The sequence below is a fragment of the Roseovarius sp. BRH_c41 genome (assembly GCF_000961715.1).
Classification (GTDB): domain Bacteria; phylum Pseudomonadota; class Alphaproteobacteria; order Rhodobacterales; family Rhodobacteraceae; genus Roseovarius.
Genome location: NZ_LADY01000037.1, coordinates 121205 through 133726, shown reverse-complemented (window position 1 = coordinate 133726; position 12522 = coordinate 121205). Strand labels below are relative to the sequence as shown.

Sequence of the window (12522 nt, the reverse complement as noted above, 5' to 3'; positions counted from 1 at the left end):
AGATCAGGCGGCCTGCCCGCTGAGCCTGCCGTAGAAGCTGCGCTCGAGATGCAGCTCCCCTGCCCTGGCCTTTTCGACCATGCCACGCAGATATCCGCCCGGCGAGGAAACTTCTCCCGCGCTGTGTTTCTCGAAGACAAGCGCGAATGCTGCCGTTGCCACCTGAGTGCCCATTCGGTCCTGCGCCACGTTCCACGCGTGTTCTGAGATCCCGATCATTGGCCTAAGTTGCCCCGCAACCCGGTGCAGATCGCCCCAATCCTTCAGGAACCCACCCATATTGCGCGCCCAGGATGCGAATTCCGGACAGGCTTGCATGATTGTGGGCAGATCGAGCGCCGTGCGCTTCTTCCGCACCTCGGCAACCCATTCTTCCAGCTCCCTATCAACCCGATCCTCGGTCTGAGCATTGGGCACCACGGTCGCCGCTTCCTCTTTTTCAGAGGAATTACGAGTTACAGGATCAAGTTGATTTGTAGTTAGTATATGAGGTTCAGAAATGACCTCCCTGGGGTTCATTTCTTGAGTCTTATCGAAGACTTGTGCTTTGGTTTCGGGGGTGTTTTCCACAGGCTGGACGACCTCAGTTGCCTTGAGATAGGCGGCCTCGACCCGCTCCTGAAGCTCCCTGAACCACGTCAGCAGCCGTGCCAGCTGATCCGAGGCTTCATGGCGGCGAGGAAGTCGATCCAGAAGCTCAGCAAAGAGACCCGTGAACTGTGCCCAGGGCCCGCGCAACGTGCTGCTGACGGCGGCTTCGATCCGTGCGCGGATCATCCGGCGCGCGACCGTGATCTGACGTTTCAGGCGCTGGCAGAGCTCGCGTTCAGCCTGCAACTCGGCATGAAGCTCCTCGAACTCCTCGACGCGGGCTGAAAGCGGCGACAGATCGAAACCATATGCCTCGATGATGCGGCCATCAGCGTCTCTGCGGCCCCACCGCTTGCCGTTGGGACTGTCCTGGAAAGAAATCACACCGATCTCGGCCAGGCGCCGTGCGTGGCGCTTGAGCGCAGAGAGCGAAAATCCTGTCTGCTCCATCAGATAGGCGTTCGACGCCCAGACGATCGGGCGCCGCCCCTCCTCCCAGTCCTGAGCCTGGGTAAAGGCTCCGAGCGTGTCGAGGAGCATCATGTCTCCGGCCTTGAGGCCGATGTATGCACCAACCCGCTTCACAGCAACGAAAGCCCGCGTTTTGGGTACAGCTACTCGTTCACCGGCTTGGGCAAGCTGCTCTGCAATGCCAAGACCCGGTGTCGGCTTGCGCCAACCTGTATGTTTCATGCCTGTTTCTCACCTCCAGTTATGTGGAGGCAAAAGAAAGCCCTTCGCCGAAGTGGCGTTCTTGTTGACAGTAATTCGCGGGAGAGATATCGTCTAAGCGACCAAACTTTTCAGATTAGCTCTCAGGCCACGCTGCTTGGGGGCTTTTCTTTTGCCTAGATCATTGTTCTGACTGCTCCTCTTTCGTCGCGAGGAATTCACTGTACAGCTGATCAAGCCGGCCCGAGAGAAAGTCCCCGAACTCGGTCGAATCTTGCGCCGTGAGTGAAATGCTGAATGCCTTTCCGGACCGGCCGATGACGCCTTTGATGCGGCCTTTGCCGGCGGTCCAGGTACGTTTCTTGGGCGTGGCACGCGTTTTTCGGCTTTTCGGCGCCCTGCCCGCTTCTGCTAGCTTGCTGTGCAGACACTCGAAGCGTGCATCACTGTCGAGGCCCTGAAAACCGTCGAACTCCAAAGCTCCTTTGAGGATCTTCTCATTCTTGGGCTCCGCAGCCAGCTTCTTGAAATCCTCCCAACGATCACGCCCGATCTGCTTGGCAGGGCCAATCTGTTCGATGACGTGCCGCGGGACGTTCTGCGCCACTGAAAGCATGCGCGAAAGCAAAGTACCATCAATGGTCAGGGCGGACTGGATCACGTCCTTTGCTTGCCCCATATCCAAGAGGCTCTTCGCAAATAGGGCCTTCTCAATAAAAGAGAGATCTGCGCGCGCAGTGTTTTCCTGCCCCTGAGCAAGTATGTGGGCCACATCGTCCATCGGCTTTACAACTGCGCGAACCTTACGGCCGAGCGCTGATGCAACTCGCACACGGCGGTGCCCAAAGACGATCATGTAGCGACCATCTGCTTCTGGATGCGGTCGAAGCAATACCGGTGTGTCCTGGCGACCGGCCGCGATCGATGCTTTCAGTTCGTCGAAAGCAACATCGTCATCACTAAGCCGATCCGAAACAAATGATACATCGATTAATTGCGGATCGATCTCGACAATGGTTTCGCCCTCAAGGAGACGCTTCGAGTTCTCCGCAAGGCTATCAATCGAAACCTTCATCGATTTCGAAGCGCCGCGCATTGCGTATCCGGAGCGTCCGGAATCCTTGGGTTGCTCTGGCGAGCCTGCCATTACGCTCTTCAGGAGGTCTTTGCGAGCCATCAAGCCATCTCCACTTCGTTAGAATCCAACCGCCCCGCAGCCCACATTTCGACAGTTGCACGGCTGTCAAAGTTAGCGCTCTGCACGGCTGTCAAAACCACAGTCATTCTCGCCCCCAAGCCTTGTGGATCAGCTCGGCAATTTCGTCGTTCACATCATTCAACGACGTTACTGCACGGTCATAAGTAGTCCGCACGAACTGAGACCGCTCAACTTCGTAAAGCGTCTGTTTGGTGATCCCAGCGTCAGAGATCGCCGTCGATTTCAGTACAGGAGCCGAAAGCATCTGGTTTGGAAACATCGCCTGGAGGAACCCGACCATCTGCTTTTGAGGGCCATCTGTTGGCTCAAACCGCGTTACGAGGTAGCGGAACCACTTCAGGCGCATGTTTGCTCCGGCATCACGGATCGTCTTCATGATCCCACCCAGCATCAAAAGAAACTGGCTCATCGACATGACGTCCAGCATCTGAGGATGGACCGTCACAATTACCGAGGAAGAAGCCGTCAGAGCAGTGAGCGTGAGGTAGCCCAGCTGAGGAGGGCAATCGATTACGACCACGTCATAGCGGTCATCAACTTCGCCGAGCGCCTTGGATATACGAGTGAAGAAGGTGCGGCCCTCATGGGGATCGCTGCTCGTCAAGGCAACCGGGGTATCGTATTCGTACTCCTGAAGTTCGAGGCTTGCCGGAACGATGTCTAGGTTTGGGAAGTTTGTCGGTCGGATTACTTCAGAGATAGGCTTTCGCTCGTCATCATACCGGAGTGTCTCATAGAGCGATGGCACGTTGTCGAGTTCAGGCTGAATACCGTGCAAAGCTGTTAGTGAAGCTTGAGGATCCAAGTCGATCGCAAGAACGCGATGGCCCTTCAGCGCCAAATGCTGAGCTAGATGAGCTGCGGTAGTGGTTTTTCCGCTGCCCCCTTTGAAGTTTACGACAGACACAACGTGCAGTTCTTCGCCAGGCTGTCGATAGGGGACATAACGGCGCTTTCCGGGACGACCATGCTTGTCCAGATAGGCTCTCAGTTCCAGCATTTGCTCAGCCGAGTAGCTGCGCCTGCCGGAAGACGACGTTTCGGGCTCGGGACCTTTGCCCTCGAGGTGAAGCTTCTTGATGGTCGACTGGGTCACGCCGAGATAGAAGGCAACCTCTGCCAATGAAAACTGACGTAGACCTTTTTGGGCATCCGGAGGATACTGCTCCTGCCGCAACATGTTGAGGCGGTCAGAAATAAGTTCTCCCTGTTGGAGAATGATTTCATCGAAGGGTTGGTCCTTCGTATCAGCCTCAAAAGACCGTTTTCGCATCTGACTGCCCTCTAAATATCGCTTTTTCAGCGATTTCGCTCATTAAAGTGTCATCTACACGGAAAAATGAGTCTTAACAACGATTTTCGCCCGGCAGTTCGACCTTGCCCAATCCGTTAGCGGGCCTAGATGTCTCGACAAACTGTAGCGATCGTGAAAAGTAGCCACCCAATATCTAGGGAAGACTGTCACAAGCTCGGATGTGCAGACACCTAGAGCTTTGCGCAAGATCCACCGCAGCCCTTTGTTTTTATTTTATTTTCGCCCCCTGCACGGCTGTCAAGATGCAAGGCGCTCGAAGCCTCAAAACGCTAGGGGGACCACGAATATGTCTGCTCCAAAACGGATTGAGTCCTAATCACCTTGCGCCCAATCAGTGATCAGTTGCTTCCACCAAGCGCACCACCCACTGTGCACCAACATGCAGGCAATGCCTGTCAGTGCAAAGGGAAACAGAGGAAATCGGCTGGGTTGCCCCAGCCGATTCTTTGCGTCACGCGGCGTCTTTCGGCCCCCAGGGGATGACGGCCTGCAGGGACAGATCGTCCTGGTTCGCGGCCTTGCCGAGGTTGGCGTTGAAGCCGTGGTCGCGGATGGTCAGCGTGTAGTAGTCGGCGCCGGTCTCCTTGTTCTGCTTCTTCCAGATGCCGCCGCATTCGACCAGCTTGCCGCGCGGGGAGCGGCCGAGGACGCGGTGCGTGGGGGCCATCGGATTCGTGCTCGCGACGGGTTCGACCGTGATGTCGAGGTCGAAGGTCAGGGTCGAGATAGAGCCGACGCCCTTGGCGGTCTCAAAGTCGGCGCTGGTGAATTTGATGCAGTTCGTGGTCATTGCTCTTCTCCTTGTTTGCGTTGCAATGATGGTCACCTTGCAGCTGGCCAAGGTCCGGCCACACCGAAGGCGAAGCGCAGCGGAGAGGGGCAGGCGCCGGTCTTTTTGCCTCGCGAGGAATGGCCCGCAGGGCCAGGGGAAAAAGATCGGCGACAACCTTTGTGGACGGGACGACAGCTGCGACCAGCATGTCATGCAACTCAGACAAAAGGAGAAGTGCGGTACCCGCGAATGGGAAATGGGGGAACTGCGGATTAAGATGCGGCGGGGGCCTCGGTCCACTTCCAAAAGAGCCTGAGAATGACGTGGGCCAGACTTCAAAGTCGCGCCCCCGGGATGGCTTGTCGCGACCAATGTCTTCGCTAGCTCATCCATGATGCAGATGAGCACTCGATTCACTCAGAGCTTAGAACGAAAGGCCGCCTCGTTACGTGACACCGCAACCATCCAATCGCACGAAATGACAAACCGGCCGGTCGGATCGATCATTCTGTGCGACGGTACACATAGCCAGGGTATGCCGACCCAACTGACCGCGCATTCCAGTAGGCCCCGGCAGCCGTCGCCGACTTGCCCTTCCAGCGTGCATGCTATACGTCATTGACACATACGCCGCCGAAACCTATTTAGAACTGACAATGACGCGATTGCAGAGAGTGGTCGAACTGCCAGAATTCCAGAGGCGCGCCAAGGCAATCATGTCGGACCAGAAACGCGAGGCGACGATCAACTTCATTGCCGCCAATCCGGAAGCGGGCATCTCTCTTGGATGCGGGCTACGCAAAGTCTGAATCCAAGAGAGGGGAGTGGCAAGAGTGGCAGCTTCAGGACGGTGTATGTCTTTGGCGGGACCCATATGCCGATCTTTCTGATCACGGTCTTCGCCAAGAATGAGAAAGCCAACCTGTCGAAGACCGAACAGGCTGCGGCGGTAGCGATGAGTAAGTCGCTTGTCGCGAAATATGGAAACGCAACATGAGTGCATTTGAATCCGTATCCAAGGGCCTGGAAGAGGCTCTGGCCTTCGCGAATGGCGATTTGGCAGGCGCAAAAGTGCATGAGGTTTCCGTTGCTGAGGTCGACGTCGCCGAAGTTCGGCAACGGACTGGCCTATCCCAGGCAGAGTTCGCCAAGAGCATTGGCGTCGCGAAAGGCACGCTCCTGAACTGGGAACACGGGCGTCGGCAGCCGACAGGCCCGGCACAGGTTCTGTTAGCACTGATCGCAAAGAAGCCTTCTGTGGTTCAAGATCTCCTGCGCGGCGCGTGAACCGGGGCCTAAGCCCCGATTCTCTTGATTCGAATCCCGAGTTTGCGAGCCTTGTCGACGATGTTCTCGGTGATCCCGGAGCCCGGCGTTGCGATCAGACCCTGCGGCATGGTCTCGAGCATCTTGTCATTGCGCTTGAAGGGGGCCGCCTTGCCGTGGCTCTTCCAGTCGGGTTTGAAAACCACCTGAGTGACACCTCGGGTATCGGCCCAACGGGCCGCGATCATCTCGGCGCCTTTCGGCGTGCCCCCGTGCAAGAGCACCATGTCAGGGTATTTCGCAAGGGTGGCATCGAGGACGGACCAGATCAGATCGTAGGCCTGATAGTCCCCGCCCGAAAACGCAATCCGTGTGCCTTCGGGGCAGTGCACCTCGGTCTCCTTGCGGCGCTTGGCGGAAAGATAGGCCCGACTGTCCACCACGGCGGAGGTGAGGCCGCGATGCGAAACCTTGGATCCGGTCCGGGGCAGCCAGGGCGAGCCTGTCGCGGCCGAAAAGCGGTCCACGGCCAGATCGCGCATCTGCTCGAAAGCGTTGCGATGGTCCCAGAGCTTCAGCCCGATCATCTGGAGGCGCTCAAGCTCGACCGAGGCGACCTCGGAGCCGTCCTGTATGGCCAGGCTTTCTCGGACCTCGAATTCATTGTCGTCCAGAAGCTTCTGGATATGGGTGAGCCGGCGATGGAAGATAGAGGTGAGGGACCAGAGCATCTCTTCGAGATTGTCTTCCAACTGGCTACCAGTGAGGAGACCGATGGTGGTGTCAAAGAGGTTCGCCATGGCGAGTTCGACCTCGTCGGGCTGGGGCAGGGGGCGATGATCGGTCTCGCCGGGTCCCGGTGTTGCGCCATGAAGTGCCAAGTGGTCGAGGATGGCGGAGGTCACACCGGTTTCATCTTGGATGTCTGTCTGGTGGGGCATTGTATGGTTCCTCTGTTTGATCTGACCCGATTTGGATGGGGCGATAAAAGGACCGGCGGCGCCCGGGCCGCATCCGTCAGGATCGGAGCGCAGCGGAGAATGTGACCCGGGCCAGAAAATTGTTCCCGCGAGGAATGGCCCGAAGGGGCAGGGGAATTTTCTGGGTCGGGGCGCATTGCTGCCCGGGCGAGGAGCACTCAGCTCCGACCCGCCGGTCCATCGCTCCCCTTATCCAAACGGGATCAGATCGAACCCGCGGAACTTTTGCCACCTCAGTCATCACGAGAGGAGACTGGCGCTCACCCGTCCTCGATCTCCAGACCTTGCGCTATCATGGCACCCAAAAGGGACTGCCGCAGCGCGTCTTTGCCAAATGCCTGCAAATCGTCGTTGAAATCCTCCATGCTCGGCACGAGATCACGACAGGCAATTCCAAGCGATTCCAGTTGGTTACGCAATCTCACGGATGCGTTACGTCCAGCCTCGTCGTTATCCCGCGCAATCCAGACCCACCTGATACCCCGCGGTGGGTTGAAGAGGCCGAGATGTGTGGCGGTGAGACAGGAGGCCAGGTCGAAATCAGGCAGAGCCGTGCCGACCGAGAGGGTGTTCTCGAGACCTTCGCCGACAATGAGATCAGAGCGCGTCTTGCCGGACCAGAAGCGGATGGCATGGCCATGCAGCTGCCCGAGGATCCGTTTCGGACTCTCGATCGAGGTCAGGCTACCGGTGGACGGGTCGAGATAGAAGCGCGCGCATCCGGTGATCTGGCCACGATTGTCGGTGATCTTTGCCAGCAGGGCAGGGACCCTTCGCGGCAGATCGGCATCGTAATCGTCCCGCCGCAGGAAGACCCGCGGATGATAGCGCAGGGCCGGGCCGAGCCGTGTGATGCCACGCCCCTGCAGATAGGTGGCGGCCAAGGTGCTAAGAACCGGCTTGCCAGCGGCAAAGAGCTTTCGCGCCTGCGCGCTGCGTTTGGCAGAGGCTGCATCCGGGCGCTCAGCCCTTTGGGTTTCACGAGGTCCGGCGGGGTAGGATGCCTCGCCGAGAAAGGACCGGGCCTCCCTCAGCGTTTCCTTGAGCGTGAGCGACCCAAGCCGTTCATGCAGCAGGTCGATCAGATCGCCATATTCACCCGTCGCATAATCGGTCCAGGACCCGGCCTTTCGCCCGCCTTCCGCCTGGAGCCGGATGGCAAGGCTCTGGCCTTTCGTTCCCGAGGTGTCGCCAACCTGCCAATAGTTGCCCTGCTTGCACCCCTCGGGGAAATACTGGTGGCAGAAACTCTCGGCACAGTCCGCAAGATCGGCCGAGAGGCCCGCGATGCTGCGCCGCGCGGTCATGCGGCAGCCTCCGCTACGCTGGCGCCAACCGGATGCTCGGCAAGTACACGCGCCAGCACATCGATGCCATCTCTCGGGATGAACACCCGCGTCCTCCACTGGATCACCTCGGTGAAGCAGCCCATTGATTTCAGACTTGGCAAGGCCGAACCCGTCGCGCCGATCAGTTCAAGTCTTGGCTGCCCCATGACCAGAGAGCGGCGCAACTGGTAACCGCCGAGCAGGTTGAGGGTCGTCCTGGCCTCTATCACCGCTGATAAGACCTCCTGCGGCGTCATCTCGATCTGGCAGTCGAGCCCAAGACGCGCATAGACGTTCAAGAGCTGGTCCTGGCTGACCAATCGACCGATGGCGCGTTCCCCATCCTCGGTCTGCAGGCGGTAGATGCGCATGTTGTCGGCGGGCAGCTGGTCCCAGATCGGCAGGATGAGGCCGCAGATCAGCGTGATCTTCGAGGTGGTGAACTCCGGCACCGCGTCGACCTCGGCCTGCCAAAGGTGCTCGAACATCGCGTCATCGATCTCTTCCCAGTGCGAGGTCGAGAACTCGCTGGCTGCGAGGATCTCGGTTCCCATGGGCCGCAGCAGCTTCACGCGCAGGATCGGAACACCATCCTCATCCATGAAGGCCGGCGCCTTGACCATCAGCGCCGCGCGCTTGGAGATCTTGTTCCAGCAGAGCGTCGCGCCGTCCGTGTTTGCGCAGATCGATTTGACGCGGGGCAGGGTAAGCGGATCGTTGCGATCCGTGCGCTGCACGGTCAGGGCGGTTGCAGTCGCCCCCGTCACCTCATGCTCGAAGATCACCTTGCGATCAACGATCTCGAACTTCTCGGCGCGCAGGGTCTCGAGGCCGACATCCAGCGTACCTGCCTGCCGCGCATCCTCGATGATGGCCGAGAGGAACCCGCCAAAGGCCTCGAAGATCGCGTCCTGCATGTCGATCCGGAGAGCCAGACAGCGATTCAGAAACTGCTGGATCGGCGGCAGGTTCTCCTTCATCGTGCCATCCGCCTCATCGAGCATTAGCCCGGTCATCTCCTGGAATTTCGCATAGGAGCAGGCCTCGATCTTGCCCGCGCGCAGCTTGTAGAAAAACTGCCGCAATGCGGCCCGCGCATAGGGGCTCTCGAGGTTGTCTCCGGCGCGGAACATGTTCTGCCCACCGGTCTCACGTTGCCCCTTGGTGATCGCGCCAAGCGTGTCGAGGCGACGCGCGATGGTGGAGAGAAACCGCTTCTCACCTTTCACATTGGTCGCCACCGGCCGAAAGAGCGGTGGCTGCGCCTGGTTGGTACGATTGGTGCGCCCGAGCCCCTGAATTGCATTGTCGGCTTTCCAACCAGGCTCGAGCAGGTAATGCACCCGCAAGCACTGGTTCTTCACGCCAAGATCGGCGTGATAGCTACGCCCCGTGCCACCGGCATCGGAGAAGATCAGGATGCGCTTGGCATCATCCATGAAGGCTTGGGTTTCTCCGAGATTGGAGGAGGCGGGGCGGTTCTCGACCTTGAGCCGACCTTCCCGCGTTCTCACGATGCGCCGCTTGCGCCCTGTGACCTCAGCCACAGCATCGCCCCCGAAATGCCAGAGGATCTGATCAAGCGCGCCCTGCACCGGGGCGAGGGCACCCAGATGTTCAACCAGATCGTCCCGCCGCCGCTCCGCCTCGCGACAAATGATCGCGTTGCCACTCGCATCGAGGGCCGGGCGCGAGCGCAGATCGCCGTTCTCGTCGGTGTAGGGTTCAAACAGCTGCGTCGGGAAGCTATGCATCAGGTAGTCCATGATGTTCTCGCGCGGCGTAAAATCGACCTGCATATCGTCCCAGTCCGAGGGCGGGATCTCTTCGAGGCGACGTTCCATCACCGCCTCGCTGGTCGAGACCACCTGAATGACGGCGGAATACCCCGCCGCCAGGTCCGCTTCGATCGCGCGGATTAGCGAAGGGCATTTCATGGCGGTGATGAGATGGTTGAAGAAGCGCTGCTTGTTGCTCTCGAAAGCCGAGCGTGCGGCGGATTTTGCCTGAGCGTTCAAGGTGCCGGTCTCGGAGGAAATGCCAGACGCCTGAAGGGCTGCCTCGAGGTTGGTGTGGATGATCTGATACGCATCGGCGTAGCTGTCATAGATCGCGATCTGTGCGGGTGAGAGCTCATGGACCAGCATTTCGTATTCGACCCCGGCGTAAGAGAGGGATCGCGCGAGATAGAGCCCAAGCGCCTTCAGGTCGCGGGAAATCATCTCCATGGCGGCAATGCCCCCAGCTTCCATCGCAGCGACGAACTCCGCCCGCGTCACGAAGGGGAAATCCGCCGTTCCCCAAAGCCCGAGGCGTGAAGCATAGGCGAGATTGCCGACGACCGTGGCGCCGGTGGCCGAGACGTAAACGACGCGTGCATCAGGCACGGCATTCTGCAGGGCGAGGCCCGCAAGACCTTGCTGCGATGCCTTCTTATCGCCGCGGTCAGACTTTTCGCCAGCGGCATTCGCCATGGCGTGGCTTTCGTCAAAAGCGATCACGCCTTCGAACCCCTCACCGAGCCAGGACGTGACCTGATCGAGGCGGGAGGCTTTGCCCTCCCGCTCGGCTGAGCGCAGTGTAGCATAGGTGACGAAGAGAATGCCTTCGAGGAGGTGGATGTCGCTGCCCTGGCGGAACTTCGAGAGTGGCACGATATCGCTCTCACGACCGCCAAGCGCCATCCAGTCGCGCCGCGCATCCTCGATAAGCTTGTCGCTTTTCGAGACCCAGACAGAACGGCGGCGACCCTGCAGCCAATTGTCGAGGATGATGCCCGCGACCTGCCGACCCTTACCGCAGCCGGTGCCATCGCCCAGGAACCAGCCCTTGCGCAGACGGAAGGCACCCTCATCGTTCTCGGCCGCCGCCATCAGATGGCCTTCGATCTCGCCGCGCTTGAACCAGCCCTTGAGATGCGTCTCATGCGCATTGCCCGCATAGATGACGCTTTCCAGCTGCGGCGCAGAGAGTAGGCCGTCGGCGACGAGGGACTTCGGCAAGACGGGGCGGTAGGACGGCACGGGCGGCGGGACAGACGCCATGGCAGCGGATTGCACCAGCGCGGTTGGATGCTCCGCCGCGCCGTCGATCCGGATCGACTGCAAGTCGTAAGCCTCGTAGACCGTGTCCTGCAGCGCTCCTTCCGGTTCCCTCCAGGCTTTCGGCATGTAGTCGAGCGGGGCCTTCTCGATGTCATCGAAGAGATGCTTGCCGCGTTCCTCGGCGAGGGCGCGGGTTTCCTTGCGGGCGGCGTTGCGTAAGGCGTGCAGGTTGGTACGGGTCGGGCGCGGTGGCACCGAAAGAGCAGAATTGGTGAGGCAGGGCGGGGGGCAGCGGCGTTCCGGGCAATGAGTGAGAACTGCGGAGAGAAGATCACCCGTTGTCGCGCAGATCGGATAATAGGCGGCCTCGCAGTCGACCGGTGCGGTCTCTTCAGCACCAGCCAGCCGCTTGTCGATCACCGTCAGCCGCGTGTCGATCGTGGTCCCATGCCGCGCGAAGATCCTGCCGTCGATGGCCGCGGAAAACACCACATCGGCGCTTTGTGCGATCCGCTGGAATGTCGACTGTAAGGATTTCGTAGAGGGCCGAAAGCTCTCGCCCGTGATGACGACAAGCCGCCCTCCCGACGCAAGACGTGCCAGCGCGGACAGAACATGCAGGCTGGTGGCCTGCCTGAACTTACCCTCGACATGGTTCGCAGCTGAAAATGGCGGGTTCATCACGATGACCGAGGGCGCAACTGAGCGGTCGAGCCGGTCGTCGATCGAGACGGCATCGTGGTTTGACACGTTGGCCTCGGGAAACAGGTGCCCGAGCAAGGCATGGCGGGTTTCGGCAAGCTCGTTGAGCGCCAGACGTGCGCACGCAATTCGGGCGAAAATCGCCAGCATGCCAGTGCCGGCCGAGGGTTCGAGCACCAAGTCGCCCCCGCGAAACCCCGCCGCCTGCGCCACAATGGCCGCGAGGGGCAAAGGGGTCGAGAACTGTTGCAAGCGCACGCTGTCCTCAGAACGCAGCGTGTGGGAGGGTGCCAGACCGGCGAGACGCTCGATCATGGAGAGGAAAGCCTGCGGTGAGGCCGCCTGGCGCTGCATCAGCGCGCCGTAGCGCGAGAGCATCTGGATCTGCGCGACTTCGGCGGCCTCATAGGCGTCCTTCCAGACCCAGGCGCCGCTGGTGTCACTGGCGCAGAAGGCCTCTGCCATCGCGGCGCGTAGGGCGGCGGCGTCGATGGTCTTGCCAGCCTCGAACAAAGGGACGAGTTCGGTAGCAGCCTGCATCAGGTTTTGAGCAAAGCCTGCAGCCTCGGTCAGGGCAGGGGCCTCCGCAAGACATGCAAGCGGGACAGAATGGGGGTGAGCGTTCATCGGCAA

At 59.9% G+C, this 12522-nt stretch carries 10 protein-coding genes; 3 read left to right on the top strand and 7 right to left on the bottom strand.

Annotated features, from left to right (window positions below):
- Positions 1–3: 3 nt before the first annotated feature.
- The 4 genes from repC to VR71_RS11915 form a co-directional block, all read right to left on the bottom strand.
- Entirely contained in the window at positions 4–1284 is a 1281-nt protein-coding gene (gene repC, locus VR71_RS11930) for a plasmid replication protein RepC (protein ID WP_045684156.1), read from the bottom strand.
- A 160-nt stretch (positions 1285–1444) separates the two neighbouring features.
- Positions 1445–2440, bottom strand: a complete 996-nt coding sequence (repB, locus tag VR71_RS11925) for a plasmid partitioning protein RepB (protein ID WP_045684154.1) — start codon at positions 2438–2440, stop codon at positions 1445–1447.
- Between the two features lie 103 nt (positions 2441–2543).
- Positions 2544–3755, bottom strand: coding sequence for a plasmid partitioning protein RepA (repA, locus tag VR71_RS11920; RefSeq protein ID WP_045684152.1), 1212 nt, complete (start codon positions 3753–3755; stop codon positions 2544–2546).
- 493 nt (positions 3756–4248) lie between these two features.
- A complete protein-coding gene (locus VR71_RS11915; protein ID WP_028957482.1) occupies positions 4249–4587 on the bottom strand; it encodes a DUF736 family protein in 339 nt (112 codons plus the stop codon).
- A gap of 638 nt (positions 4588–5225) precedes the next feature.
- Here VR71_RS11915 and VR71_RS24945 point away from each other — a divergent pair.
- The 3 genes from VR71_RS24945 (at position 5226) to VR71_RS11905 (ending at position 5856) form a co-directional block, all read left to right on the top strand.
- Complete coding sequence (locus VR71_RS24945; RefSeq protein ID WP_296430298.1) at positions 5226–5378, top strand: hypothetical protein; 153 nt, start codon at positions 5226–5228, stop codon at positions 5376–5378.
- 65 nt (positions 5379–5443) lie between these two features.
- Positions 5444–5566, top strand: a complete 123-nt coding sequence (locus tag VR71_RS24940; protein WP_296430297.1) for an addiction module toxin RelE — start codon at positions 5444–5446, stop codon at positions 5564–5566.
- Positions 5563–5856, top strand: coding sequence for a helix-turn-helix domain-containing protein (locus tag VR71_RS11905; protein WP_045684146.1), 294 nt, complete (start codon positions 5563–5565; stop codon positions 5854–5856). The genes VR71_RS24940 and VR71_RS11905 overlap by 4 nt, the downstream gene beginning before the upstream one ends.
- Positions 5857–5864: 8 nt before the next feature.
- On the opposite strand, the gene VR71_RS11900 is transcribed toward VR71_RS11905, so the two are convergent.
- The 3 genes from VR71_RS11900 to VR71_RS11890 form a co-directional block, all read right to left on the bottom strand.
- Entirely contained in the window at positions 5865–6776 is a 912-nt protein-coding gene (locus VR71_RS11900; RefSeq protein ID WP_045684144.1) for a DUF2493 domain-containing protein, read from the bottom strand.
- Between the two features lie 299 nt (positions 6777–7075).
- On the bottom strand, positions 7076–8122 hold the full coding sequence (locus VR71_RS11895) for a toprim domain-containing protein (protein ID WP_045684141.1): 1047 nt from the start codon (positions 8120–8122) through the stop codon (positions 7076–7078).
- Positions 8119–12516 carry a strawberry notch-like NTP hydrolase domain-containing protein gene (locus VR71_RS11890; RefSeq protein WP_045684139.1) on the bottom strand — a complete coding sequence of 1466 codons (4398 nt, stop codon included), beginning with the start codon at positions 12514–12516 and terminating at the stop codon, positions 8119–8121. Before VR71_RS11890 ends, VR71_RS11895 begins: the two co-directional genes overlap by 4 nt.
- Positions 12517–12522: the final 6 nt, after the last annotated feature.